The 25,131-nt window shown below is 69.5% G+C and carries 26 protein-coding genes, 1 tRNA gene and 1 pseudogene; 12 read left to right on the top strand and 16 right to left on the bottom strand.

Annotation, left to right across the window (positions count from 1 at the left end):
• Nucleotides 1-19 precede the first annotated feature (19 nt).
• The 6 genes and pseudogenes from AB0B45_RS07670 to AB0B45_RS07645 all read left to right on the top strand — a co-directional run bounded on the left by AB0B45_RS07670 (nucleotide 20) and on the right by AB0B45_RS07645 (nucleotide 4,086).
• On the top strand, nucleotides 20-1,369 hold the full coding sequence (locus AB0B45_RS07670; RefSeq protein ID WP_358126911.1) for a hypothetical protein: 1,350 nt from the start codon (nucleotides 20-22) through the stop codon (nucleotides 1,367-1,369).
• A 39-nt stretch (nucleotides 1,370-1,408) separates the two neighbouring features.
• Nucleotides 1,409-1,507, top strand: a pseudogene (locus tag AB0B45_RS07665) (DUF2510 domain-containing protein); the annotation flags it as partial.
• A gap of 600 nt (nucleotides 1,508-2,107) precedes the next feature.
• A complete protein-coding gene (locus AB0B45_RS07660; RefSeq protein ID WP_358127576.1) occupies nucleotides 2,108-2,911 on the top strand; it encodes a hypothetical protein in 804 nt (267 codons plus the stop codon).
• A gap of 73 nt (nucleotides 2,912-2,984) precedes the next feature.
• Nucleotides 2,985-3,581, top strand: a complete 597-nt coding sequence (gene orn / locus AB0B45_RS07655; RefSeq protein WP_358126908.1) for an oligoribonuclease — start codon at nucleotides 2,985-2,987, stop codon at nucleotides 3,579-3,581.
• Between the two features lie 64 nt (nucleotides 3,582-3,645).
• Nucleotides 3,646-3,721, top strand: a tRNA-His gene (locus tag AB0B45_RS07650).
• A 158-nt stretch (nucleotides 3,722-3,879) separates the two neighbouring features.
• A complete protein-coding gene (locus AB0B45_RS07645) occupies nucleotides 3,880-4,086 on the top strand; it encodes a helix-turn-helix transcriptional regulator (protein WP_358126905.1) in 207 nt (68 codons plus the stop codon).
• Nucleotides 4,087-4,228: 142 nt separating this feature from the next.
• Here AB0B45_RS07645 and AB0B45_RS07640 read toward each other — a convergent pair whose 3' ends face one another.
• The 6 genes from AB0B45_RS07640 to AB0B45_RS07615 all read right to left on the bottom strand — a co-directional run bounded on the left by AB0B45_RS07640 (nucleotide 4,229) and on the right by AB0B45_RS07615 (nucleotide 9,573).
• On the bottom strand, nucleotides 4,229-4,966 hold the full coding sequence (locus AB0B45_RS07640) for a class I SAM-dependent methyltransferase (RefSeq protein ID WP_358126901.1): 738 nt from the start codon (nucleotides 4,964-4,966) through the stop codon (nucleotides 4,229-4,231).
• Nucleotides 4,967-5,067: 101 nt separating this feature from the next.
• Complete coding sequence (lat, locus tag AB0B45_RS07635) at nucleotides 5,068-6,339, bottom strand: L-lysine 6-transaminase (RefSeq protein WP_358126898.1); 1,272 nt, start codon at nucleotides 6,337-6,339, stop codon at nucleotides 5,068-5,070.
• A gap of 108 nt (nucleotides 6,340-6,447) precedes the next feature.
• Nucleotides 6,448-6,972 carry an HdeD family acid-resistance protein gene (locus tag AB0B45_RS07630; RefSeq protein ID WP_358126895.1) on the bottom strand — a complete coding sequence of 175 codons (525 nt, stop codon included), beginning with the start codon at nucleotides 6,970-6,972 and terminating at the stop codon, nucleotides 6,448-6,450.
• Nucleotides 6,973-7,019: 47 nt separating this feature from the next.
• Nucleotides 7,020-7,385, bottom strand: a complete 366-nt coding sequence (locus AB0B45_RS07625) for a PPOX class F420-dependent oxidoreductase (protein ID WP_358126892.1) — start codon at nucleotides 7,383-7,385, stop codon at nucleotides 7,020-7,022.
• Nucleotides 7,382-8,035 (bottom strand): hemolysin III family protein, encoded by a 654-nt coding sequence (locus AB0B45_RS07620; protein ID WP_358126890.1) that lies wholly within the window; start codon nucleotides 8,033-8,035, stop codon nucleotides 7,382-7,384. The genes AB0B45_RS07625 and AB0B45_RS07620 overlap by 4 nt, the downstream gene beginning before the upstream one ends.
• Before the next feature lie 20 nt (nucleotides 8,036-8,055).
• Nucleotides 8,056-9,573, bottom strand: coding sequence for a penicillin-binding transpeptidase domain-containing protein (locus tag AB0B45_RS07615; protein ID WP_358126887.1), 1,518 nt, complete (start codon nucleotides 9,571-9,573; stop codon nucleotides 8,056-8,058).
• Between the two features lie 53 nt (nucleotides 9,574-9,626).
• Between AB0B45_RS07615 and AB0B45_RS07610 the strand changes: the two genes are divergently transcribed.
• Both AB0B45_RS07610 and AB0B45_RS07605 read left to right on the top strand, forming a co-directional pair.
• Nucleotides 9,627-10,478 carry a fused MFS/spermidine synthase gene (locus tag AB0B45_RS07610; protein ID WP_358126885.1) on the top strand — a complete coding sequence of 284 codons (852 nt, stop codon included), beginning with the start codon at nucleotides 9,627-9,629 and terminating at the stop codon, nucleotides 10,476-10,478.
• 51 nt (nucleotides 10,479-10,529) lie between these two features.
• Nucleotides 10,530-11,498, top strand: coding sequence for a pirin family protein (locus tag AB0B45_RS07605; protein WP_358126882.1), 969 nt, complete (start codon nucleotides 10,530-10,532; stop codon nucleotides 11,496-11,498).
• A 150-nt stretch (nucleotides 11,499-11,648) separates the two neighbouring features.
• Here the strand turns inward: AB0B45_RS07605 and AB0B45_RS07600 are convergent, their stop codons facing one another.
• From AB0B45_RS07600 to AB0B45_RS07570, 7 genes are all read right to left on the bottom strand, one after another.
• Nucleotides 11,649-12,173 carry a superoxide dismutase family protein gene (locus AB0B45_RS07600; protein ID WP_358126878.1) on the bottom strand — a complete coding sequence of 175 codons (525 nt, stop codon included), beginning with the start codon at nucleotides 12,171-12,173 and terminating at the stop codon, nucleotides 11,649-11,651.
• A 56-nt stretch (nucleotides 12,174-12,229) separates the two neighbouring features.
• The gene (locus AB0B45_RS07595) at nucleotides 12,230-12,478 is read right to left on the bottom strand and encodes a 4a-hydroxytetrahydrobiopterin dehydratase (protein WP_358126875.1); all 249 of its coding nucleotides are present in this window, start codon (nucleotides 12,476-12,478) and stop codon (nucleotides 12,230-12,232) included.
• A 10-nt stretch (nucleotides 12,479-12,488) separates the two neighbouring features.
• A complete protein-coding gene (locus tag AB0B45_RS07590) occupies nucleotides 12,489-13,331 on the bottom strand; it encodes a carbohydrate ABC transporter permease (protein ID WP_358126872.1) in 843 nt (280 codons plus the stop codon).
• Between the two features lies 1 nt (nucleotide 13,332).
• Entirely contained in the window at nucleotides 13,333-14,256 is a 924-nt protein-coding gene (locus AB0B45_RS07585) for a sugar ABC transporter permease (protein WP_358126869.1), read from the bottom strand.
• Between the two features lie 87 nt (nucleotides 14,257-14,343).
• Complete coding sequence (gene ngcE / locus AB0B45_RS07580; protein ID WP_358126866.1) at nucleotides 14,344-15,792, bottom strand: N-acetylglucosamine/diacetylchitobiose ABC transporter substrate-binding protein; 1,449 nt, start codon at nucleotides 15,790-15,792, stop codon at nucleotides 14,344-14,346.
• 375 nt (nucleotides 15,793-16,167) lie between these two features.
• Nucleotides 16,168-17,385 (bottom strand): aminotransferase class III-fold pyridoxal phosphate-dependent enzyme, encoded by a 1,218-nt coding sequence (locus AB0B45_RS07575; RefSeq protein WP_358126863.1) that lies wholly within the window; start codon nucleotides 17,383-17,385, stop codon nucleotides 16,168-16,170.
• Nucleotides 17,382-18,299, bottom strand: a complete 918-nt coding sequence (locus AB0B45_RS07570; RefSeq protein ID WP_358126861.1) for a sugar kinase — start codon at nucleotides 18,297-18,299, stop codon at nucleotides 17,382-17,384. The genes AB0B45_RS07575 and AB0B45_RS07570 overlap by 4 nt, the downstream gene beginning before the upstream one ends.
• Nucleotides 18,300-18,347: 48 nt before the next feature.
• Here AB0B45_RS07570 and AB0B45_RS07565 point away from each other — a divergent pair, with 48 nt between their 5' ends.
• Complete coding sequence (locus AB0B45_RS07565; RefSeq protein WP_358126858.1) at nucleotides 18,348-18,932, top strand: TetR family transcriptional regulator C-terminal domain-containing protein; 585 nt, start codon at nucleotides 18,348-18,350, stop codon at nucleotides 18,930-18,932.
• The gene (locus tag AB0B45_RS07560) at nucleotides 18,929-19,579 is read left to right on the top strand and encodes a class II aldolase/adducin family protein (protein WP_358126855.1); all 651 of its coding nucleotides are present in this window, start codon (nucleotides 18,929-18,931) and stop codon (nucleotides 19,577-19,579) included. Before AB0B45_RS07565 ends, AB0B45_RS07560 begins: the two co-directional genes overlap by 4 nt.
• Nucleotides 19,580-19,628: 49 nt before the next feature.
• Here the strand turns inward: AB0B45_RS07560 and AB0B45_RS07555 are convergent, their stop codons facing one another.
• Nucleotides 19,629-21,197 (bottom strand): DUF885 domain-containing protein, encoded by a 1,569-nt coding sequence (locus AB0B45_RS07555; RefSeq protein ID WP_358126853.1) that lies wholly within the window; start codon nucleotides 21,195-21,197, stop codon nucleotides 19,629-19,631.
• Between the two features lie 22 nt (nucleotides 21,198-21,219).
• On the opposite strand from AB0B45_RS07555, the gene AB0B45_RS07550 reads away from it, so the two are divergent.
• On the top strand, nucleotides 21,220-22,425 hold the full coding sequence (locus tag AB0B45_RS07550; RefSeq protein ID WP_358126850.1) for a DUF4032 domain-containing protein: 1,206 nt from the start codon (nucleotides 21,220-21,222) through the stop codon (nucleotides 22,423-22,425).
• Here the strand turns inward: AB0B45_RS07550 and AB0B45_RS07545 are convergent.
• On the bottom strand, nucleotides 22,419-23,021 hold the full coding sequence (locus AB0B45_RS07545) for an NAD(P)H-binding protein (RefSeq protein WP_358126847.1): 603 nt from the start codon (nucleotides 23,019-23,021) through the stop codon (nucleotides 22,419-22,421). The two genes, AB0B45_RS07550 and AB0B45_RS07545, sit on opposite strands and share 7 nt — an antisense overlap.
• 54 nt (nucleotides 23,022-23,075) lie before the next feature.
• On the opposite strand from AB0B45_RS07545, the gene AB0B45_RS07540 reads away from it, so the two are divergent.
• Nucleotides 23,076-23,435 carry a helix-turn-helix domain-containing protein gene (locus AB0B45_RS07540; protein WP_358126843.1) on the top strand — a complete coding sequence of 120 codons (360 nt, stop codon included), beginning with the start codon at nucleotides 23,076-23,078 and terminating at the stop codon, nucleotides 23,433-23,435.
• A gap of 79 nt (nucleotides 23,436-23,514) precedes the next feature.
• Here AB0B45_RS07540 and AB0B45_RS07535 read toward each other — a convergent pair whose 3' ends face one another.
• Nucleotides 23,515-25,116: an alpha/beta fold hydrolase gene (locus tag AB0B45_RS07535; protein WP_358126839.1), complete on the bottom strand. Its 1,602-nt coding sequence runs from the start codon at nucleotides 25,114-25,116 to the stop codon at nucleotides 23,515-23,517.
• Nucleotides 25,117-25,131 lie beyond the last annotated feature (15 nt).

Below are 25,131 nucleotides of genomic sequence, written 5' to 3'. Positions count from 1 at the left end.
CGAGTCACCGGGGGAACTGATGAGCATGATCGCCGGCTTCTCGCTCACGGACAGGACCAGGGTCTCTGAGCTCGGCACGTGGGTGGAGGCGACGGGGCCCGACGGCCGCCGCGGCGGCGCCCTGCGGTTCGACTCCAGGATCATGGCCGTGCCCGGCGCCAGCGAACGCCTGGTCCAGGCCGTACTCGCCGACCGCAGGCTCGCAGAAGGCGGGATGAGCGGGCTCGTTCCCATCGCCGACCTGGTGACGGCGGGGCCCGAGGTGTGGCTGCTGGTCGGCCACTCGATCTCGCCCGTCCTGTCTGACTTGCTGACCGCGCCCGCGATGGACCCGGCCAGCGCCGCGGCCGTCCTCGTCGAGACCGCGCAGACTCTCGCCGCGCTCCACGCCTCCGGGCTCGCCCATGGCTCGCTCCACCCTGGCACGGTGCTGATCGCCGAAGACGGAGCGGCGCTGCTGGCCGAGCGCGGGCTCGCCGACGCCGCCCGAGGTCTGCCGCCCGCACCCGACAGGGACGTGACCGCATGGGCGGCGCTGGCCAGAGGCCTCGCCGCGACCTGGGCCGCGACCTCGCCCGCCGCGGCCGACCTGCTGGAAAGGGTCGCGACGACCGCCACCACCCACGGGCTCGCCCCCGCCAGGGACGCCCTGCTCGCCGGAAGGGACGCCCTGCCCGGCGGGCTGATCAGCCGCGACGTCCTGGCCGAGACCGCCCGCCGCTGGGCGACCCCTTCGACGCCCGGCACGTCCCCCTTCAGGGACGAGGGGGAGATCGTCACCATGCTGCGGGTGCCGGGACCGACCCACGAGTCGGCCCGCTTCGGCCCTGGCGTCGCCACCCCCGGCACACACGGTTCCTACGGCACGCATGGCGAGACCACGGCGGAGAAGATCTGGCGCGAAGGCAACAAGCCCGCCGTCCCCTCATCGCACGGCGCGCGAGCCAAGAAGGCCGCCAGGGCGCGACGCCGCAGGACCGTGGTGTCCACCGCGGTGTTCGCGCTGATCGTCGCGGGCGCCGTGCTGGCGTGGTTCTCCGTACGGTCCTCCGCCGACCTGGTCGTGCGGGCGGTGACGGTGAGCGCGCCCAAGACGCTGGGCTGCCGCAAGACCGCCACCATCACAGGGAACCTGGTCACCAACGGCTCCGGCGGCAGCGTCACCTACCAGTGGCTGCGGAGCGACAAGAAGGAGCCGATCGAGCAGACCGAGACCGTCCCCTCGGGCAAGACGACCCACAGCGTGCAACTGCGGTGGACGGTGAAGGGAGAGGCGACGGCCAAGCTGACGGCGCGGCTGCGGGTCCTGTCCCCCGTGCCCGAGGGGCAGGAGGTCGAGGACAAGGCGACATTCACCTACAAGTGCTGACCTACCCATGGTCAAGCGGTTGTCATTAGTCTGACGGCCATGACCACGCAGACCCCCGCAGGCTGGTACCCCGACCCCTACGGCTCGCCGCAACTACGGTGGTGGGACGGGAACCAGTGGACCGACGCGACACACCCGTCCGAGCCGGAGAACCGGTCCCAGGGGTACGGCAGCGGCCCCTCCCAGCCTTCCGCGCAGGGTCCCACCGGTCCTGCCGCTCCTGCCGCTCCCCTCGGCCCTACGGGTCCTGGCGGTCCAGGCGGTCCTGTGGGTCCTGTCGGTCCTGTCGTGGGGAGCACGCCGTATCACGGGGAGCAGTCGAACCAGGGGGCCGGCTCGTGGGAGTCGCCGAACTCGGGTCCGGCGGGAGCTCCTCAGGGTTCGGGTCCTTGGGGATCGCCCGACGGTGTTGGCTCGGGTCCGTGGGGATCGCCTCAGGGGGCGGGCTCGGGTCCCGCGGCTCAGCCGTACCAGCCCCCGGGTTCGGGCGCTCAGCCGTACCCGCCGGGGTCAGGTCCTGGAGCTCAGCCGTACCCGCCTGGGCCAGGTCCGGGCGCTCAGCCGTACCACGCGCCGGGGTCGGGTCCTGGTCCTCAGTTCCAGGCGCCGGTCTCCGGCGGGCCGTTCCAGACGCCGGGGACGGGTTCCGCGCCGCAATACCAGCAAGGGACGGGTCCGGGGCCTCAGTACCAGGCGCCGACGCAGCAGTACGGGCAGCAGCCGTGGGGCGGCGGGACGATGCAGCTGCCCGCACCCGACTTCGGGCCGCCGCCGAAGTCGGGCGGCGCGATGCCGTGGATCCTCGGCGGAATCGGCGCGGTGCTCGTGCTCGCGCTGATCGCGGGCGCGGCCTTCGTCATCCTCAAACGGAACGGCGAGACGACGACCACCATGCCGACCCCCTCCACCACGGAGACCGACCCGCTGCCCACCCCGAGCGAGTCGCCGACCCAGTCGCCCACCGAGTCGCCCACGCAGGACCCCGGCGCCGACCTGCCCGCACCGGCCGAGGGCCGCATCACCGACCCCAAGACGGGACTGTCCTACCCGGCGCCCGGCGAACCGTGGAGCGTGCCCAAGTCCGCCGAGATCAACAACCCCGACCCGAACGCCCAGCAGTGGTCGGCCGGGGTGAGGGCGCTCTCGCAGGAGAAGTACGACGGCCAGGGCGACTGGATGGGCAGCATCTATTCGGGCGAGCTCCACGAGAGCTACCCCTACCAGGGTGTCGACAACCTGCGCGCCGCCACGGGCACGGTCTTCATCGACTTCGCCCGCTTCTATCCGATCAAGCACGAGCGGAACATCCTCCAGGACAAGGCGATCACCGTCGACGGCCACAAGGGGTGGCTCCTGGAGTTCGAGATGGACTTCACCGCCGAGTCGGAGAAGAAGAACTACAAGTGGAAGAAGGAGCGGGCGGCCATCGCCGTCATCGACAGGGGCGAGGGGAAGCGTCCCGCGCTGCTCTACCTCTCGGTTCCCGACAATCTGGATACCGGTCTCGTCACTCAGACCCTGAACTCTCTCAAGCTCTCCTGACCTGGGCACTACGCTGGAGTCAATAGCAAGCGGGCGGGTAGCTCCGAGCCGCTGAGGCGAGGAGATTGATCGGATGAGTGACTTGCTGGTTTGGATCGACTGTGAGATGACCGGGCTCGACCTCGGGCGTGACGCGCTGATCGAGGTCGCATGCGTCGTCACCGACAGCGAGCTCCGACAGTTGGACGAAGGCGTGGATGTGGTCATCAAGCCGCCTTCCGAGGCATTGGAGCAGATGTCGGAAGTGGTCCGCGAAATGCACACCGCCTCCGGCCTGCTGCCCGAGCTGGCCGAGGGCGTCACACTGGCGGAGGCCGAGTCACTCGTGCTCGACTACATCCGCGGCCACATCCCCGAGCCGAAGAAGGCGCCGTTGTGCGGCAACTCCATCGGCACGGACCGCACGTTCATCTCTCGCGACATGCCGGCCGTGGACGCCTTCCTGCACTACCGGATGATCGACGTGTCGTCGATCAAGGAGCTGGTACGCCGCTGGTTCCCCCGCGTCTACTTCGCCGCACCGGAGAAGCAGGGCGGGCACCGGGCGCTGGCCGACATCACCGAGAGCATCCGCGAGCTGCGCTACTACCGCGCGGCCGTGTTCGTCGGCCAGCCTGGACCGGACTCCGCGACCGCCAGGACCCTGGCGGAAAGTGTGTCGCGAGGCTGAGTGGCGCAAAGGGTCCCGAAGACCGCTACACTTTTCCATGTGCTGCCACGGCAGCGCGCACATGGTGGGTGTAGCTCAGTTGGCAGAGCGCCAGGTTGTGGTCCTGGATGTCGGGGGTTCAAGTCCCCTCACTCACCCCACGCGAGAAGGCCGGTTCCCCTGGGACCGGCCTTCTGCTTTTCTCCCATGACTTGGCCCCATATCGGGACAATGCGAGTTATGCTCGCTGTCAACCGCTTACGCCGGAAGCACGGGGGCCAATCGGCGATCTGACCGACTTCGCTGTTCCGGAGGCCGGATGAGAGTCGACGACGTCGCGCGCTTAAGCAAGCGTGAGGCTGAGGTGATGGATCTGATCGCGACCGGTCAGTCCAACGGCGAGATCGCGCAACGACTGTTTCTCAGTGAGAAGACGGTCAAGAACCACGTCAACCGGATCTACGCCAAACTCGGCGCGGACTGCCGGGTCACCGCCATCGGACTGTGGCTCAACCGCGACACCTAGTGGCAGCCGGGGCGTCACGAGGACGCGTTCAGGCCGTCGGGGACCTCCCGTCTCCCGGGCGCTTGTCGAGGCTGCCGACCGCACCGGCGCCGGCGGTTCGGACGCCGGGCCGTGGGTGAGGACCGGAGCGCCGCGCACAGGGTCAGTCGGACGTCCGGCGCAGGACCAAAGTGACGAATCCCCACGTGTCCCGATAGGTGCGCAGCCACTCCTTCCGGTGGTTGGTCGCCACCTCGAGCGCCTCGGGGCTGTCCGGATCCCCTGGGTTGTCCAGGGCCCAGGAGGCCAGGGAGCCCGTCCACGCCCATTCGTAGGCGTCCAACTCCTCGCGCGCGCTGATGTGCCCGTAGACGGGCGTCCACCCCTCAGCCACGACCCGGTCAACGGTGGCCGGCAGGTCCATGGAGTCGCCGAGCATCTCGACGGCCTCCTGCGAAGGCTCGCGCTCCCAGTACCCGTCGCCGATCAGCACCCGTCCGCCGGGCGCCAGGTGCTCGCGCGCGGCCGCCAGCGTGGGCGTCAACCCACCGAAGGCGTGTACGGCCCCGACGCTGAGCACCAGGTCGAACGCGTGCGCCGCGGGGAAGTCCTCGGCCGCCTGGTGGTGGAGGATGAGGCGATCCTGGACCCCGAGGTCGCTCGCGGCCTTGCGAGCATGTGTGAGGGCGGCCTCGGAGGTGTCCACGCCTTCGGCCCGTACGTCCGGATGCGCCGCGAGGGCGCGGAGCAGCCACTCCCCGCCACCGCACCCAAGGTCGAGCGCCCGCTCATCACCTCGCGGAAGAGCCCGTTGCAGCAGCCGGTGTACCGACTCGTCGTTGAGCGGGGCGGCGATCGGATGGTGGGCATGGGCCAGTCTGGAGATCAGTTCACGGTTCATGCCACGCAGTCTCACAGACCGCGCCGTCGCGTTTCACCCCGGCCCCGCCGAGGCGGCGACCTCGACGGTCGCCACGGTGGCGTTCGGCAGCGTCGCCGGGTTCAGAGGGGGCGGGAGAGGGCTCGGGAGAGGGCGTTGAGGCCGTGGTCGAGGTCCTCGTCGGGGATGTTGAGCGCGGGCCTCAGCCGTACCGAACGCTCTCCGCAGGGCAGGACCACGACGCCCTCTTCCTCCCGCAGGTGCGTGATCAGGGCGCTGCGGCGGGGTCCGTCGGGGAGGTCGAAGGCGCACATGAAGCCGCGGCCGCGCACGTTCGACACCAGCGCGGGGTGCTCGGCCTGGAGTTTGCCGAGTCCCTCGAGGAGGCGGGCGCCGGCTTCGGCGGTGCGGGGGATGAGACCGTCGCGCTCGATGATCTCCAGCATGGCGCGGGAGCGGACCATGTCGACGAGCCCGCCGCCCCAGGTGGAGTTGATGCGCCCGCTGACCTGGAACACGTTGTTGGAGACCAGGTCGACGCGCCGGCCCGCCATGATGCCGCCTACCTGCACCTTCTTGGCGAAGGCGACGATGTCGGGGGCGAGGCCGAGCTGCTGGTACGCCCAGGGGGTGCCGGTGGTCCCGCCGCCGGTCTGCACCTCGTCGAGGATGAACAGGGCGTCGTGCTCGTGGCAGAGGTCCTGCATCGCCCGCAGGAACTCGGGGCGCATGTGGTTGTCGCCGCCTTCTCCCTGGATGGGTTCGGCGATGAAGCAGGCGATGTCGTGGGGGTGGCGGTCGAAGGCCGCGGCGGCCTGGGCGAGCGCTTTGGCTTCGAGGGCTTCGACGTCCTCCATGTGGGTCGCTGGGACCTCGATGCGCGGCCAGTCGAAGATGGGGAAGCGGTCGGTCTTGAGGGGTTCGGTGTTGGTGAGGGAGAGGGTGTAGCCGGAGCGGCCGTGGAAGGCCTTGGTGAGGTGCATGACGCGGCCGCCGAGCTCGCGGGGGCGGCCCTCGGCCTCGTTGCGACGGCTCTTCCAGTCGAAGGCGGTCTTGAGCGCGTTCTCGACGGCGAGGGCGCCGCCTTCGACGAAGAACAGGTGGGGCAGGTCGGGGTCGCCGAGGACGCGGGTGAAGGTGTCGACGAAGTCGGCCAGGTGCTCGCTGTACATGTCGGGGTTGGCGGGCTTGTTGAGCGCGATCCTGCCGAGCAGTTCCTGGTCCAGTGGCGGGTTCACGCCGAGGGGCGCGGAGGCGAAGAACGTGTAGAAGTCCAGGTACCGGCGGCCGGTGCGGGCGTCGACGAGCCAGGAGCCCTGGCTTCTGTCGAGATCCAGTACCAGCCGGTAGCCGTCGACGAGTAGGTGGCGGGCGAGCCGGTCATGGACGTCCATGGTCCCCTCCTCTGTGAGCTGGATCACGACATACGTTCCCCATATTTGGGCGTCCATGTAAAGACTTTTCGCCGAAAAGCCTTGATCGCACAAGGTTCTACACCGGTGTCACGCGAGGCTCTTCACCTTCACGGACAGGAGGATCATCGCGATCCCGTAGATGATCGCGAAGATGCCGATCAGCCACGTCAACGCCAGCGCTCCAGAAGCGGGCCAGATCAGCAGCAGCACGCCGAACACCACGGACAGCAGCCCGCCGATGATCAGCATCCACTCGTTGTCGATGACCTTCCGCAGCTTGATCCCCGCGATGATCTCCGAGACCCCGGTGAAGATCGCCCAGAAGGCGATGACGAACAGCAGCGCGAGCGTCGTGATCCCCGGCCAGGCGAAGGCCACGAGCCCTGCCAGGATGCTGATGATGCCGGAGATGATGAGCCACGCCTTGGACTCGGTGCCGTGCCGGAAGGCGGAGATCACCGAGAAGATACCGCCGACGAGCGCGTAGGCCCCGAAGAAGATCACCAATACCCATAGGGTGATCCCGGGCCAGATGATCGCCAGGATACCGAAGATCACCGCAGCGATGCCCCGGATGAGGACGAGCCACCAGGTGCTTGCCAATTGCTCCATACCTGGTCTGATGTCCCGAAGTCTGGCGAATACAGACCAGGCAGGGGTCAAATATCGGTGATCCGGACACCTATCGTGCCGGTGCGGCCCCTGCGCAGCAGGCTGCCGAGCAGCACCAGCCTGCCCTGCAGGCCATACTTGGCCCGCAGCAGCCGCCTGACCCGCTCGGTCTCCTCGGCGGAGAGGATCTCGGCCTGGCCCTTCACCTCTTCGCCGCGCCGCCTGCCGCGCACGTCGCAGGGGGCGACGGTGACGGACGGGTTGGCGCGCATGCGTTTGACCTTGCCGGAGTCGGCCACGGTCCAGATCACGACGGCGTCGCCGTCCTGCGCCGCCCAGACGGGGGTGGGCACCGGGGTGCCGTTCGCGCGATAGGTCGTCACGGAGACGTACTGCTCATGGCCGAGATTCACGCCTGAGAGTAGACCACGATCGACACCGCGATGTACTGCACGAGGTAGGCGGCGATGGTGAAGGCGTGGAAGACCTCGTGGAAGCCGAACCAGCGCGGTGAAGGGTCGGGCTTGCGCAGGCCGTACACGATGGCTCCGGCGCTGTAGAGGACGCCGCCGACGGCCACGAGGACGACCGCGACGGTGCCCGCGCCCTGCAGCAGCTGCGGCATCACGAAGATCGCGGTCCAGCCGAGCACCAGGTAGAGGACCGTGTAGAGCCAGCGCGGCGCCGACATCCAGAGCACGCGGAACAGCACGCCCGCCAGCGCGCCGCCCCAGGTGACGCCGAGCACGAGGAATCTCGGCAGCCCGTCGAGGGCGAGGAGCGCGAACGGGGTGTAGGTGCCCGCGATGATCAGATAGATGTTCGCGTGGTCGAACCTGCGCAGGACCTCGGCCAGGCGAGGACCGAGCGTGCTGCGGTGGTAGGTGGCGGAGATGCCGAACAGGAGGCCGGAGGTGACCGCGTAGACCGCGGAGGCGAGCCTGGCCTGAACGGTGGGCCCGAGAGCGACCAGGACGAATCCGGCGACCAGAGCCACGGGAAGGGCCCCGGTGTGCAGCCAGCCGCGGAGCCGAGGCTTGGTGAACGTGGCGACACTCGTCATGAAACCTACGGTAGCGTAGGTTAGAGCGCTCCGAGGAAGCGGGCGGCTATGGGAATCGCCACTCTCGCACCTGATCCGCCGTTCTTGACGAACACGCAGAAGGCCAGGTCGCCCTGGTATCCGACGAACCAGGCGTGCGGGCTGCCCCCGGGCACCTCGGCCGTTCCCGTCTTGCCCGCGACGTCGGCGCCGAGGCCCGCGTCCTTGGCGGTGCCTTCGCTGACGACCTGGCGCATCATCGTCCGCAGGTCCTGGACGACCCGCTGGTCCAGCGGGACCGCGGCGGGCGGCGCGCCGTCGAGCTTCTTGGCCGCCTTGGCGGTGACGAACCTCGGCGAGCGCCAGACGCCGCTGTCGACGGCGGCGGCGAGCGCCGCCATGCACAGCGGCGAGGCCTCGACCGTGCCCTGGCCGATGGAGTTCAGCGCCAGGACGCTCTGGTCGGCCTCCGCCTTGAGGCGCCCGCACTGCCCGCCCACGCCTGTGGGCAGTTTCCTGCCGTCGAATCCCCATTCCTTGGCGGCCTGCTCCAGCCGTGCGGCGCCCAGCTTGGCGAGCGCCTGCTGGACGAAGGTGGTGTTGCAGGAGACCGCGAACGCCCCCGCGAGCGTGGTGGCCGTCTGGTCGCCGGAGTTGTCGATGCCCGCGTAGCTGGAAGGGCAGGTGATCGCGCTCGAGGCCGTCATCCCGGCCTCGAGCAGCCCGGCGGCCGTCACCACCTTGAACGTCGAGCCGGGCGGGAACAGCCGCTCGAAGGCGCCCACCTCCCCCAGCCGGTCGGCCACGGCCAGGATCTCGCCGGTGCTGGCCTTGACCGCGACGATCGCGGCGTGCTCGCCGACCCCGTCGAGCGCCCTGGCCGCGGCCGCCTGCACCGGGCGCGACAGCGTGACGTGCACCTTCCTGGCAGGCGGCGGCTGGAAGACGACCAGCGTCCTGGCCTCGGCGCCCCGCGCGGTCGCCTTGATCGCCCAGCCGGTGTTCGTCTCGCCGATCCGTTCCTTGAGCCGGTCGAGGTACGGCTCGGCGGCGCTGTCGTGCGGGAAGGTCGCCCCGGATCTGGTGACCAGCTCGACGCCCGACACGTCGGTCTCCTCCAGCGAGAGCGCACCGCCGTTCCGCAGCGCGGGGTGCAGGGTCTCGGGACCCCAGAGCACCTTCCACTCGCCGCCCTTCACGGCGAGCCGTAATGTCCCTGCGAACGTCCACGGCCCCATGCCCGTCAGCTCCCTGGTGCCGCTGAACGGCAGCTCCGCCGTCTCCTCCCCGGTGACCTTGAGGCTTCCGGGCCTGAGCGTGAGCGCGGTGACCTTGAACTGGTCGGCGAAGGCGAGGTGCCTGTCGGTGAAGTCGGCGGGCGGGTCGGCCACCAGGCGTTCCATGGAGGTCACGTCGCTGCGCTGCCAGGCTGCCAGGTAGGCGCTCGCCGTCGCCATGGCGCTGCCGTGCACACCCGCGGAGGCCACGAACGCGAAGGCCCCCGCGCCGGCCACCACGCCTAACGCGACAAGCAGCCCGATCAGCCTTCGCCTACGCATACGGTTCTCCCAGGAACAAGTTCCACCTCGATATACCAGATAGGGAGCCGAACGTGACACGTGGACCGCGGGAGCCGATGCCCGGCCGCTATCCGGTGACCTTCGGCGAAGTCGAGCTGTTGCAGGATCTGGACCGGCCGAACGGATGGATGCTGTCCAAGGATGGCGTACCGCAGTCGTATGTGGATCTAGAAGATCCGACATATCTGGATTTTGAGTATGTACGCCTCATGGCGGATGTGATCGACGTCCTGCCCGACGGGCCACTGAACTGCGTCCACGTCGGCGGCGGGGCCTGCACGGTGCCCCGCTACGTCAGCGCCACGCGTCCGGGCTCCAGGCACATCGTCGTCGAGCCCGACGCGGCGCTGGTCGAGCTCGTGCGCTCCCAGCTCGACCTCCGCTCGGTGCCCAAGCTGAAGGTGCGCATTCTGGGCGGCCGCGAGGCGACGTCGGGCATCTGGGACGGCTCCACCGACCTGTTCGTGCTCGACGCCTTCTCCGGCGCGACGATGCCCGTCGAGCTGGCGACGGCCGAGTACCTGGCCGACGTCGCCCGCGTCCTGCGCGCGTCGGGCACCCTGCTGATCAACATGGCCGACGGCAAGGGCCTGCCCTTCGCCAGGCGGCTGGTGGCGACGGCGTTCGGCGCGTTCAAGCATGTGGCGCTGCTGGCCGAGCCCGGCATCATGCGCGGCCGCAGGTTCGGCAACCTGATCATCGCCGCCTCACCCACCGAGCTGCCGGTCGACCTGCTCACCCGGCGCGCGGCGGGCGGCCTCACCCAGGCCCGCTGCGTGTACGGCGAGGCGCTGACGAACTTCGTCGCGGGCGCCTCCCCCATCCACGACGGCGACGCCGTTCTGGCTCCTGCCCCTCCCCCTGCGGTCTTCGGCATGGAATAGTTGAATTCTAAACTTGGTTGGAGCAGGCAGTCCCGCAGGAAGGAGCCCGACATGCCCGCCGTAACCGTAGAGAATCAGCTCACTCTGCCGCGCCTGCCAGAGGCCGACGTCACCGTGCCCGAGCGCAAGGTCCTGACGGTCGCCACCGCGCCCAGCGGCTTCGAGGGCGAGGGCTTCCCCGTCCGCAAGGCGCTGGCCACGGTCAAGCCTCAGTACCTCGACCCGTTCGTGATGATGGACCAGATGGGTGAGGTCGACTACGCCCCCGGCGAGCCCAAGGGCACGCCGTGGCACCCGCACCGCGGCTTCGAGACCGTCACCTACATGATCGACGGCGTCATGGACCATACCGACTCCCACGGCGGCGGCGGCACCATCACCGACGGCGACACCCAGTGGATGACGGCGGGCAGCGGCATCCTGCACAAGGAGGCCCCGCCGGAGTGGCTGGTCCAGAAGGGCGGCCTGTTCCACGGCATCCAGCTGTGGGTGAACCTGCCCGGCAAGGACAAGATGATGGCCCCGAAGTACCAGGACATCGGGCGTACCAACGTCGTCCTGCTCAGCAGCCACGACGGCGGCGCGCTGGTCCGCCTCATCGCGGGTGACGTGGCGGGAAACGTCGGCCCCGGCAGCACGCACACCCCGATCACGCTCCTGCACGCGACCGTCAGCCCCGGCGCGCAGCTCACGCTGCCGTGGCGCAAGGACTTCAACGCCCTCGCCTACGTCCTGTCGGGACGCGGCACGGTCGGCGGCGACAGGCAGCCGATCACGAGCGGGCAGCTGGCGGTGTTCGACGGTTTTGGCACCAGGCCGGGGGTGACGACCGAAGGCGAGTGGCTGCGCATCGCGGCGCGGCCGAGGGACCCGCTGGAGGTCATCGTGCTGGGCGGGCAACCGATCGGCGAGCCCGTGGCGCACTACGGCCCGTTCGTGATGAACAGCCGCGCCGAGCTGGTCCAGGCCTTCGAGGACTACCAGTCGGGCAAGTTCGGCAGCATCCCGGCGGGTCACTGAGCGCCAGGTCGCCGGCCCTCGCGTCACCGGCCGTCACGCGCGGCCCCGCTCCCAGGGGCCCCGTACGGCAAGCACGGCCCCGCGCCACCCCAGGCGCGGGGTCGCCGTCTGTCCAGGGCGGCCTCGACGCCGCCCTGCCGCGCGGAAGGGTCACTTGAGGGTCAGGCAGGCGACGCGCGCGCCCGCGGTGCCGTCAGGCGCGGTGGCGGAGGCGTGGATGACCAGGGAGTGCGGCACCCGGTCGGGCGTCAGCGCCCACGGGTTGCGTGAGGCCGAGGTGGCCGCCCCCGAGCTGTCGGTCTTGATGTCGAGCCACACCTCGTTGGTCGCGCTCGGGCTGGCGTGGGCGTGCTGGAAGTGCGGCCCCGAGTCGTCGGGCTTGACTCCGCACGGCTTGGCGTGCAGGTGCACGCCGTATTTCCGGTCGGGCAGCAGCCCCTCGGCGACGAAGGACGTGCGGGTCTGCCCGTCGGTGGACTCCACGGTGACACTGGCCTGAGCCCCGGGGGGCACCAGCTTGGTGTCGTAGACGATGGCCGAGGTGTCCTTGCTGTTGAACTCACCGCCGCCGGTGAGCCGCACCCCTTGCTGGGGCGTCGGCGCGACGGCGGTGGTCGGGGCGGCACAGGCCCCGAAGGTCAACAGGGCGAGCATGAGTGCAGCTGGCAGGCGCATGACGAACTCTCCAGACGGGCGGGCGAAGGCGCCCACTCTACTGAGTAGTCAGGCGTTCACGCCCCGTGTTCGCGGGCGATGTCGTCGATGATGGCGGCCAATGAATGGTCAAGCTCCGTGAGGCGGCCCGCGTCGTGCGTGGTCAGCGCCAGATGCAGGGTCCTCCAGCGGATGTCGATGTCGGGATGGTGGTTGAGTTCCTCGGCCTTCACCGCGATCGCGTCGACGATGCGGATGGCCGTGGGGAAGTCCGGCGCGGTGATGCTGCGCCTGAGCACCTCTCCCTCTTGCTTCCAATCGGTCATAACGGCCACGTTACTTCAGTGCGCCCGCTCCGAGCCCTGACTGGATCTGGCGCTGGAAGACGATGTAGATGACGAGCACCGGGATGATCGCCAGGTTCAGCGCGGCGAACAGGGCCGGCCAGTCGGCCTCGTAACCGGCGATGGTGGAGATGTCGGCGATGCCCTGGGTGATGACCCACTTCTCCTTGTCGCCCGGCACCAGCGCCAGCGGCAGCAGGTACTGGTTCCACTGTCCCAGCACGTTGAAGATCGTGATGCTGATGATGCCGGGCCTGGCCATCGGCAGCATGACTTGGAAGAACGTGCGGGTGTGCGAGGCGCCGTCGATCTTCGCGGCCTCGGCGACGGCCTCGGGGAGCGTGCGGAAGAACGCCGCGAGGAAGAAGACCGTGAAGGGCAGCGAGTAGGCGATGTAGACGATGACCAGGCCGACGTGCGAGTCGAGCAGGCCGAACTGCTTGACGATGAAGAACAGCGGGCCGATGGCGAGGAAGACGGGGAAGGCCATGCCCGCCACGAACAGCAGGTAGATCAGGCGCTGGCCAGGGAAGGTGTAGCGGGCGAGCACGTAGGCGGCCATGGAGCCGAACAGCATGGTGCCTGCCGTACCGAAGAACACCACGACGACCGTGTTGAGCATGTAGGTGCCGACGTGGGCCTTGTCCCACGCGCGCGCCCAGTTGTCCCAGCGCAGCGCGCCGGGCAGTTGGAGTGCGTCGCCGAAGATCTCGGTGTTGTTCTTGAAGGCCGCCAGGAACGTCCACAGCAGCGGCAGGATGATCAGCAGGGCCCAGATGACGAGCGCGAGGTGCGAAAGGCCGCTGAAGACGTTGGGCTTGCGCTGGTTCCGCATGTCAGAGCTCGATCTTCTCGCGCCTGGAGACGCGCAGGGTCAGCACCGCGAAGGTGATGGTCAGGAAGAACAGCGCGACGCCCATCGCCGAGGCGTAACCGACCTTGTTGTAGGAGAAGGCGGTCTTGTAGATCTCCACAGGCAGCACGGTGGTGGCGCCGTCGGGGCCGCCCGCGTCCACAGAAAGCACCTGGACGAGCGCGAAGCAGTCGAAGGCCGCGATGCCCAGGTAGACCCAGCCGACCTGGATGGTGTCGCGCAGCAGCGGCAGCGTGATGGAGAAGAACAGCCGGAAGCGTCCGGCACCGTCGAGCGCGGCGGCCTCGAAGTAGTCCTTCGGGATGGCGGCCATGCCGGCGGAGAAGAGCACCACGTAGAAGCCGACCGCCTGCCAGATCATCACCGCCAGCAGCGACCAGAGGGCCAGGTTCGGTTCGGTGAGCCAGCCGACGGGGTCGAGGCCCATCTTGATGAGCGCGCCGTTGATGACGCCGCTCTCGTCGGGCCGGTAGATCGCCTTCCACAGCACGCCGACGACGGCGACCGCGAGCACCTGGGGGGCGAAGAAGACCACCTTGTAGAAGGTCGACCCCCAGACGCCCTTCATGCCCGCCCCGCGCGATCCGCCGCCCAGGTTGAGCAGGAAGGCGAACAACAGCGCGAGGGCGATGGTCAGGAGCGGCAGCACGAGCAGGATCACCGCGTGGTTGCGGATCGCCTGCCAGAAGACCTCGGCCTGGAAGAGCCTGCCGAAGTTCTCCAGGCCGATGTAGGCCGGGTTCCTCTGGTAGCCGTTCCAACTCGTCAGCGACAGCTGGAACGCCTGGATGTAGGGACTGATCACGAAGACCAGGTAGAGGGTCAGAGGGACGATGAGGAACCCGGCGATGAACCCGTACTTGCGCAGCCGCTCTGTAGCACCCATTGGTCACTCACCCTCCTCATTCGCTACGGACCCGCTCGTCCCTCACGGGCCCACTCCGCTCACTGCGTCGGGTTCGCTCCATCGTGACTAGGCGTTCCTCGTCTGCTTCGCGATCGAGGAGTCGGCCTTGATGTCGTCGGCCTTCTTCTGGACCCTGTCCAGGTACTCGTCGACGGTCAGCCGTCCGGCCATCAGCGTGTTCTGCTGCTGCCAGGCGTAGTCGAACAGCTCCTTGTACCAGCCCTCGAAGCGCGCGTCGGTGATGATGTCCTGACCGGCGGCGTCCTGCGCCTTGGCGGCGCTGACCAGGCCGGGCGTCAGGTCGAGGCCCTCGGCTGCGCCGTTGACGACGGTGAGGTTCTTGGTCTTCTCCGTGAAGCCCTTCGCGCCCTCCTTCGAGAGCATGATGCGGAGGTAGTCGAGGCCGCCCTGCGGGTTCTTGCCCTTGGCGGCGACGACGAAGTTCTCGCCCACGCCGACCTGGATCGCTCCGTAGGGCATCTTGTCGGCGGCGGTCACGCTGGGGACGGGCGCGATGGCGTACTCGAAGGTCTTGGGCTTGTCCTTGACCATCTCGTTCTCGAGCCAGGAGCCGCAGGGGTAGAACAGCACCTTGTGCTGCAGGTGCTTGACCTGCGTCTGGGTGTGGTCGAGACCGAGGTAGGCCTTGTCGCCGTACGCGGTCTGGATCTCCAGCCACGCGGTGACCGACGCCTTGACCGCCTCGGACTTCCACGCGTTGTCGACGAGGTTGTCGATGTCGATGATCACCTGGTTGCCGCCGATCTTCGCGGCGGTGTAGAGCATGTTCCAGAGCTGGTAGTACGGACCCTTCTGCCCCGGGTAGGCGAACAGGGCGATGCCTTCCTTCTTCGCCGTCTCGCCGAGCGCCTTGAACTCCTCCCACGTCTCGGGGAGCGTCCAGCCCTTGGCGGCGAAGAGCTTGGCGTCGTACCAGAGCGCGCGGTGCGACACCGTGTAGTTCAGCACCAGGTCCTGACCGTTGAGCTTGGCGTTCTCGATGGCCGCGGGGGTGATGGTGTCGCGCACCTTCTTGCTGGGGTCGTCGATCGAGGGTGCGTCCCACAGCGGCGTCAGGTCGGCCAGGTGACTCTCGGCGGCGAGCGCGGCCAGGTCGAGCGCCTCGGGGCCCGAGTTGTTGACCACGTCGGGCACCTCGCCGCTGAGGAAGCGGGGCCGCAGCTGGGTGCCGATGTTCTGGGTGCCCACGTGCTTGATCTGGACGCCCGCGTGCGCCTTGGCGTACAGCGTCTCGTGGATGTCCTTGGCGTAGGCGTCGCCGTAACCGCCGCTGAAGATGACCACTTCGAGAGGCTTCTTGGCGTCCACGCCGAGCGGGTTGGCCGCCGAGACCAGGTTGGTGGCGGCCGCGCTCGCGCCGGCCGACGCGGCGGGCTCGGCGCCGCCGCCGGTCGCGCAGGCGGTGAGGAGGCCCGCGCCGGGGCCTGCGGCGATGGCGGTGAGGCCGATCCGGCGCAGGAGGTCGCGCCTGGTGATCTCTCCCGGGTGGGTCATGGGGTCTCCCGCTTGGATCAATTAGGAAAGTTTCCTAAACGTTTGCCTGAAGGTACGGACGGCCGACGACCTGGGTCAAGACTTCGAGACGCAGCTGTGACCTTGAGAGGCCACACCGTGATTTCCCGAGTGGGGGCAGGACCCTTGGTCGAGGCTTACGCGGACCGCGCGTGGTGGGCGACGAAGCTGACAGCATCGTCGACAACGGCATCGACGGCAAGGGCGTCCAGACGATGGAGTCGGCTACGGCCTCCCGCCCGGCGCGCGACCGGCCCGAGCGGTCGCAGGGCGCACAGAAGTCCGCGCCCCGGGGATTACCCCCAGGGCGCGGAACGAGCCGGCCCGTGTCACCTCGGGCGTCGACCCGGCGGGATCCTAGGCCCCGAAGTGAGCGCGGGTCTCGGCGAAGGCCTGGTCGGTGCCCTCCAGGGCGCGGGCGACGTCGGACTCGGAGTGGGCCGCCGACATGAACCAGTTGTGCCACGGGTGGACGTAGACGCCGTTGCGCAGGCAGGCGTCGCTCCAGTACATCGCCACGGACAGGTCGGCGTCGCCGTCGAAGCTCAGCCAGGGGATGGTCACAGGACCGGTCTGGTTGACGGTGAAACCGTGGGCCTTGGCCTGGGCGTACAAGCCCTCGCGGAGCCCGGTCCCCGCCCTGGACATGGTCGCGATGGCGTCGGTGTCGCGCAGCGTCTCGATGGTCGCCTTGGCGGCGGCCATCGCGACCGCGGAGAACCAGAACGAGCCGGTGGAGTAGAGGGTCTGGGCGGGGCCGCGCAGCGCGTCCGTGCCGGTGACGGCGGCGATGGGGTAGCCGTTGGCCATGGCCTTCGACCAGGCGGTCAGGTCGGGGCGCACGCCGTACTGCTCCCACGAGCCGCGCAGGTCGATGCGGAAGCCCGCGCGGACGTCGTCGATGACCAGGGCCGCGCCGAGGCGGTCGGCGAGAGCGCGGGCGCCGCGGGCGAAGGCGGGCTCGACGAGCTCCTGGTCCTCGAAGGAGTCGTGCTTGAAGGGAGTGACGATGATCGCGGCCACGTCGCCCTCGACGGTGGCGGCCGCGGCCTCGAGCGACTCCAGCGAGTTGTAGGCGAACTCGACGAGGTCGGCGCGCTCGTTCGGCGTCGTGCCCGCCGGTGAGGGCGTGCACCACGGGTCGGCGCCGTGGTAGGCGCCGTGCGCCATCAGCACCTTGGTACGCCCGGTCGCCGCACGGGCCACCATGAGCGCCTGGGTGGTGGCGTCGGTGCCGTTCTTGGAGAACATCGCCCAGTCGGCGCTCGGGATGGTGTCGACGAGCAACTCGGCCAGCTCGACCATGATCGGGCCTGGACCGTTGAGGCAGTCGCCTAGGGCGAGCTGGCGGGCGGCGGCCTCCTCGACGGCGGGGTGCCGGTGGCCGAGCACGACGGGTCCCCACGAGCACATGAAGTCGATGTACTCGCGGCCGTCCACGTCCCACTGCCTGCAGCCCTCGCCGCGGGCGAAGAACTGCGGGTAGCCGGGGGCGAAGATGGCCGCGTTGAGGTGACCGTACATGCCGCCGGGGATGACCTGCTGCGCGCGCTTCCTCAGCTCGGCGTCCTTCATGACAGTCCCTTCAGTGTGGAGTCCAGGTCGGTGAGTCCCGCGTCGGAGCCGAGGCCGGTGGCGACGCGGGCGGCGGCGGCCGTGCCCCATCGGGCGGAGGTGACGGCGTCGTGCCCGTGCAGCAGTCCGGTGAGGAAGCCCGCGCAGTAGGCGTCGCCACAGCCCGTGGTGTCGCTGACCTCCACCTCCAGGGCGGGCACCCGCGTCGCGCCGTCGGCGGTGACGACCAGGCTGCCTTCGGCGCCGAGCGTCACCAGGACCCCGGTGGCTCCGTCCGCCAGCAGCGCCGTGGCGGCCTGCTCGACGGTGGCCGCGCCGGTCATGGCGAGGGCCTGGGAGGCGTTGGGCAGCACGTAGTCCACGTGCGGGACGAAGGCCCGTGCCATGCCCAGCAGGTCGGGCATCTCCGACAGCAGGTCCATGGTGACGACCGTGCCCCGCTCCCTCAGCTCGTCCAGGAGCGCGAAGAAGGCGGGGTCGCCGAGTCCGAAGGTGACGTCCATGCCGCCCAGGTGGACGGCCCGCGCGCCGCGCAGCACGTCGAGGTCGAGGTCGGCGAGGGTGACGCTCAGGTTCGCCCCCGGCACGTGGAAGCTGGGCCTGCCGCCGTCCGGCCTGATCGGCAGGATGGAGGCGGCGGTCTGCTCCCCCGTACGGCGGGCGAGCCCCGACACGTCCACGCCGTGCCTCGACATGATCATGAGGAGGAAGTCGCCCAGCTCGTCGTCGCCGATCGCGCCCATGGACGTGACCTGGTTGCCCAGCTTGACCAGGTCGACGGCGGTGCCCGCGGCGGCTCCCGCGGCCGTGAGACGGATCTGGTCGACCAGTACGGTGTCCTGCCCCGCCGGGATGGTCTCGACCGGCCTGGTGAGGACGTCCACGATGTGCACGCCTACGGTCACAACGCTCATGGCCGGTAGTAGACAGACGTCCGACTAAAAAGTCAATATGCTGGAGGCATGCCGAAGATCGTTGACCACGAGGAACGCCGCCGCGAGGTGCTCTCCGCCGCGAGCACCGTCATCGTGCGCGACGGCATCGACGCCGCGACCAGCCGCGCCATCGCCAGGGAGGCCGGCCTGTCCAACGGCGTGCTCGGCCACTACTTCACCGACAAGGACGAGATCCTGCTGTCGGCGCTGCGCCACTCGCACCAGCGCATCCGCGCCCGCATCACCCGGAGGGTCGAGGGCCTGACGGGTCTGGCGGCGCTGCGCGAGGTGCTGCTGGACAACCTGCCGCTCGACGCCGAACGCGACCAGGAGACCCGGCTCGAGATCAGCTTCTGGAGCCGCAGCCTGGCGGTGGAACGGCTGGCGGAGGTGCAGCGGGCCGACGCCGCCGAGCTGCGCGCCGCCGTACGGCAGCTGCTGGAGCAGGCACGCGCGGCGGGCGAGATCCGCACGGACGACGACCTCGACGTGGTCGTCGAACGGCTGCTGGCCCTGGTCGACGGGCTGAGCCTGAGATCGTTGCTCTACCCCGACCAACTGGGCCGGGCCGAGCTGGAACGCATCGTGATCACCACCCTGGAGGCACTGTGACCGCCGTCGACCTGCTCAGGCAGCAGATCTGCGACTACGGCAGGCGCGCCGTCAAGCTGGGCCTGGTGCTCGGCACCTCGGGCAACCTGAGCGCCCGCCACGGCGATCTGGTGGCGGTCACCCCCGCCGGCGTCGCGCTCGACCGGCTGACCCCCGAGCTGTGCCCGATCGTGGACGTCGAGGGCTACCTGGTGGAGGGCGACACGCAGCCGTCGTCCGAGACCCCCATGCATCTGGCGATCTACGCGTCGACCGCCGCGCGGGCCGTCGTGCACACGCACTCGGTGTTCGGCACCGTGGTCGCCACCACGATGACCGAGCTGCCGCCCGTCCACTACAACGCGCTGCTGCTGGGCGGCGCGGTGAAAGTCGCCGAGTACGCCACCTACGGCACGCCCGAGCTGGCCGCCAACATCAGGTCCGCGATGGAGGGCAAGCAGGCCGCGCTGATGGCCAACCACGGAGGGGTGACCATCGGCGCGACGATGGCCCAGGCCTTCGACGCGGCCAGGCTGCTGGAGTGGCTGTGCGAGGTCTACGTGCGGGCGCTGTCCGTGGGCAAGCCCGTGGTGCTCACCGACGAGCAGCTCGCCGCGGTGGTCGAGCGGTCGCTCAACCCGCCGGTGTTCCCGCGCCGCGACGCGTGAGCGCGGCGGCGGCGGTCACGGGCCTGCCGCGACCGCCGCCGCGTCACCGTCAGCCGAGCGCGGCCTTCTCGGCCAGGCCGAGCGGCAGGCTGCCCGAGCCCGCGATCCTGTCGTGGAACTCCTTCAGCGACCCGGTGAACGAGCCCCTGATCCTGTCGATCTCCAGCGCGCCCGTCAGGTAGGAGGGCGCCTGGGTGGGCCACGCGCAGTAGCGGTTGACCTCGCCCTTGGCCGTCTCGGGCGAGAGCGAGGAGTTGGCCAGCATGTACGCCTCGGCGTCAGCGATCGACATGTCCTCGCAGTGCAGGGCGGTGTCGACGACCATGCGGGCGGCGCGGAAGATGCGCGCGTCGAGGAAGCCGAGCTCGGTGGCGGGGGTGTCGAAGTACCCCTGCTCGTTGATCATCTTCTCGACGTAGAGGCCCCAGCCCTCGTTGAAGTACGGCGTGCTGAACACCTTGCGGATGGTCCTGGGGTTGCCCGCCTTGTGCGCCAGGTGCCAGTGGTGTCCAGGGTATGCCTCGTGCACGGCGATCGCGGGCATCTGGAAGCGGCTGTTGGTGCGCAGGCGCTGCCGTACCTGCTCGTCGGTGAACCCGTCAGGCGTGTAGGGCACGAAGAAGTAGCCGCGCCGCGAGCTGGTCAGCGGCGGCGGCGCGATGTAGTGCGCGACGGACAGGATCGGCCTGTTGTACTCCGCCGACGGCAGGACCAGGCACTCCTCACCCTCGGGGAAGGTCACGAGGTCGTGCTCGCGGACGAACTCCCTGGCGCGCTGGGTCTGCGCCTCGTACTCCTCGCGCATGGCCTCCAGCGTCGGCGGGTGGTCCTCGGCCAGGGTCGCCAGCGCCGCGCGCCAGTCGTCGGAGCCGTCGAACCTGCGCGCCAGCTCCTTCATCTGGCCGTCGAGCAGCGCGACCTGCTGCCTGCCCCGCTCGTGCAGACCTGCGGCGCCGTACCCGAGCAGCTCCTTCTCGGTCAGCAGCGTGGAGTAGAGCTTCTCCCCCATGCGCCAGCTGCCGCCCGCCGTGAAGTTCTCCAGGAAGGTGACGAAGTCATCGAAGACGTCCGCGACGGGCTCGGCCGCCGCGGCGAACCTGGCGCGCGCCGGCTCGTCGGCGATCATCGCGGGGATGGTGCGGGTGATCAGCCCCCTGGCCGTGCGGGCCTGGCCGAGTGCGCGCTGCACCTGCAGGTCGGCCGCCAGGTCGGGGTCGAGGTTGGTACGGCAGGCCGCCAGCACGCCCGGCACCTCGCCGAGCTGCGCGACCGCCGCCTCGACCAGCTCGTGCTCGGGCTTGAGCGCCCGCTGGAACGGCACGAACAGCGAGGAGAAGATGGAGGCGAGGTAGGCGGTGGGGTCCCTGCGCCACCACGGCCACGTGGCCAGCGCCAGCTCGCCGCGCAGGTGGGAGACGGCCAGGTCGCGGTCGATCTCGTCGTCGAGCGTGGGGGTCTCCCACGTCGCGAAGCGGTCCAGCCATGCGGCCTGCTCGCGCTCGTAGGCGAGCAGACCCTCCGCTGAGTGGTCGCCGAGCGTCCTGTCGTAGCCGTCGGCGCCGAGGAGCGTGGCGGTGATGGGGTTGCGTGTGAAGTACCAGGTCAGAAACTCGTCCACGTCGGCACCATATCCTGGTCAAATGCCGCTACAGATCACCGGCGCCCTCGGCGACCCCGACCTCATCAGGCTCCCATGGGAGCTCCCTCTCGAAGAGTGGCCGGCCCGTCACCTGGTGGACCTGCCGCGCGGTATCTCCCGCCACGTCGTGCGCTTCGCGCGGCTCGGCGGGAAGGTGTACGCGATCAAGGAAATCAGCGAGCGCTACGCCAAGCGGGAGTACAAGCTGCTGTGGGATCTGGCCAGGCTCGACGCGCCTGCCGTGGAGCCCGTGGCCTACGTGACGGGCAGGGAGGAGGGGCTCGACTCCGCGCTCATCACCAGGCACCTGCAGTTCTCGCTCCCCTACCGGGCCGTCATGTCGGGAACGCTGCGCCCCGACACCCTCACCCGGCTGCTGGACGCGCTGGCCGTCCTGCTGGTGCGGCTGCACCTGACCGGCTTCTACTGGGGCGACTGCTCGCTGTCGAACACGCTGTTCCGCAGGGACGCGGGTGCCTTCGCCGCCTACCTGGTCGACGCGGAGACGGGCGAGATGCACCCGATGATCAGCGAGGGTCAGCGGCTGCAGGACATCGAGGTCGCCTACACCAACCTGTTCGGCGAGATGCTCGACCTCGAGGCAGGAGGGCTGTTGCATCCCTCGGTCGACCCGTACGACACCGCCGAGCAGATCACCGCGCGCTACCACCGGCTCTGGGAGGAGATCACCCAGGACGAGATCATCGAGGAGGTCGACTGGCACAAGGTGGAGAACCGCATCCGCCGCCTCAACCTGCTCGGCTTCGACGTGGCCGAGATGATGGTGCGCCGCAAGGTCGGCACCGGGCGGCTCATCGTGCGGCCCAAGGTCGTCGACGCGGGGCACCACCAGCGCAGGCTGCTTCGCCTGACCGGCCTCGACACCGAGGAGAACCAGGCTCGGCGGCTGCTGAACGACCTCGACGGCTTCCGCGTGGCCAAGGGCCTGCGCCACGAGGACGAGGCGATCGTGGCGCACAGGTGGCTGGCCGAGGTCTTCCAGCCGACGATAGAGGCCATCCCCGACGCGCTGCGGCGCAAGCTGGAGCCCGCGCAGCTCTTCCACGAGGTGCTCGACCACCGCTGGTTCCTGTCGGAGAAGGCCGGGAGCGATGTGGGGCTCCCGGCCGCCGTCCGGTCGTACGTCGACACCGTCCTGGTGCACAAGCCCGACGAGAAGGCCCTGCTTCCCGACGAGCCTCAGTAGGCGACGGTGAACCTGCGCCGTACGTGCTCGGCCTTCTCCACCTCGTCGGCGATGGCCACGGCGTAGTCCTCGGCGCTGATGAAGCTGTTGCCCTGCTCGTCGGTGAGCACCTGGTCGCCGCCGACGCGGTAGGAGCCGGTCCGCTCGCCCGGCTCGATGACCACGGCGGGAGCGACGTAGGTCCAGTCGAGGTCGGCGGTCTCCCGGTAGAGCGCGAGAGCGGACCGCTGGGACAGGGACTCCTTTTTGTAGATCGCCGGGAAGTCGGGCGTGTCGACGAGGTCGAGGCCGGGCGCCACCTCGAGGCCGCCCGCGCCGCCCACGGTGATCAGCCGCCTGACGCGCGCCTCGCGCACGCCGTCGATCAGCGCCCTGGTGGCGGCGAGGAAGGGCGCCTCGGGCTCGGAGCCGTCGCGCGGCGGTGCGATCGCGGAGATCACCACGTCGTGGCCCTTGGCGAGCTCGCCCGCCTGCGTGACGTCGCCCTTGACCGGGCCCGACCTGCTGACGCCGGTGACCTCGTGACCGCGATTGCCCAGCTCTGCCGCGATGCGCTGACCGATCATGCCGGTCGCGCCGAAAAGAAGGATCTTCATGCCGCCAATGGTATCCATTTGATACTGGTTACTTCATCGTGCTATAGGTACCTCATGGATACTGGCGATGCCTTCGACCCGAACTGCCCGACCCGGCTGGTTCTCGACCGCATCGGCGACAAATGGTCGGTGCTTGTCCTGCTGAGCCTCGCCAAGGGCTCGATGCGCTTCACGGAGCTGCGCGACCGCGTCGGCGGCGTCACCCCGAAGGTGCTGACCCAGACGCTGCGCGCCATGGAGTACGACGGGCTGCTGACCAGGAAGGTCTACGCCGAGGTGCCGCCCAGGGTCGAGTACACGCTCACCGATCTCGGCCACTCGTTGCACCAGCCGGTCGCCGCCGTCGCCCAATGGGCGGAGAGCAACATCGACAGGATCCTCAGCAGCAGAGAGGCCGCCGATCACACAGGGTGATCTGTCCTACGCGGGACAGCTTTTCTCCGCCCGGGATGAAGATATCCATCACCGGTCTCTTCCGGTCCGGCTCAAGCCTTCATAGCCTGGCTCGGTGCGTCCGCTGGAAAGCCTCCTCACCGGGCTGGCGGGCGTGTGCTCGTCCGGGGCCCTGCGCGTGGGCAGATCCGGCGTGGTCTACCTGCTCGAAGGCAAGGTGACCTACATGGAGAGCGCCGAGACGCCGGGCATCGAGGAACTGCTCACCGGCGGCGGGCGGGTGAACCTCGCCGACATGGATCGGGCCGTGGCCCGGCGCGAGGGCGGCGAGCCGCTGTTCGGCGAGGGCCTGCTGACGCGGGAGGAACTGGCCGACAACCTGCGCAGGGCCGTGCTCGACGCCGCGCTCGTGCTGTTCGGGATCGACAACACCAGGCCCAAGTTCCAGCCGAGCGAGCGCCACTGGCTGGGCCCGCACTGGCACTTCGAGGTCGACGAGCTCATCGCCGAGTGCGGGCGGAGGAGCACGGAGCTGGACGACGTCTGGCCCTCGGACGAGCTCGACGCCGCGCCGGTGGTCCCGGTCCCCCGCCTGCCCGGTGAGCGTGTCACGCTCACCGACCGCCAGTGGGAGGTGCTGGTCCACGCCGACGGCGACGCGACGCCGCTCCAACTGGCCAGGCGGCTGGACAGGACGGCGTACACGGTGCTGCTGGCCGTACGGGAGCTGGCGGCGGCCGATCTCCTGGTCAAGCCCAGGCGAGCGCCGGGGCTGCCCAAGCGCGTCGCCAGGCCCCCCGGCACCGAGGTGCGGCACGAGCCGGCCGACCTCAGTCTGCTGCGGCGACTGAAGAGCGCTCTTGAAGATCTGTGATCGCGTCCATGATCTGCTCCCATAGCGGGCGGGGCAGGTCGTGCCCATGCCGGGGAAGGTGAGCAGGCGCGCGCCGGGGATCGCGGCGGCCGTGGCCCTGCCGCCGGAGACCTGCACCAGCGCGTCGGCCTCGCCGTGGACGACCAGCGTGGGCACCCGCAGCCGCGTCAACTCCTCGGTACGGTCGCCCGAGGCCAGGACGGCGGCCAGCTGCCTGGTGGTTCCCGCGGGATCGTAACCGCGGTCGTATGCCAGCCCCGTGAGCTTCGCGACGCGCTCGCGGTCGAGCTCGTAGCCGGGCGAGCCGATCACCGACCAGACCTCGAGGGCCCGCTCGATCGCGGTCTGCCTGTCGGGCGCGGGAGGGGAGAACAGCGCGGCCATCGCCTCGGGGGTGGGCGGGCCCGCCTCGGGGCTCGGCGTCGACATGATGGAGGTGAGCGTGAGCACCCTGTCGGGATGCGCGATGGCGAGCGCCTGGGCGATCATGCCGCCCATCGAGACGCCCAGCACGTGGGCCGCGGGCCAGCCGAGCGCGTCCATCAGGCCGGCCGCGTCGTCGGCCATGTCGCTCAGCAGGTACGGCGCCGCCGAGCCTGGGGCGAGGGAGGGGACCCCCGCCTCCGGGAAGTGGGTGGAGAGCCCCACGTCGCGGTTGTCGAATCTGACAACGTGGTGGCCCCTCTCTGCGAGCAGTTCGCAGAACTCGTCGTCCCAGTGGACCAGCTGGGAGCCGAGCCCCATGATCAGCAGGAGGGGCCTGTCACGGGGGATGCCGAAGGTGTCGTAGGAGATCTCGATACCGTTGGCGTGCGCCATGAGCGTCATGCGAAACAGAATTCC

It is taken from the genome of Nonomuraea sp. NPDC049152 (genome assembly GCF_040648355.1).
Taxonomy (GTDB): Bacteria; Actinomycetota; Actinomycetes; order Streptosporangiales; family Streptosporangiaceae; genus Nonomuraea.
Note: the sequence above shows the minus strand (reverse complement) of the source record. Positions and strands in the feature narration are given on the sequence as shown.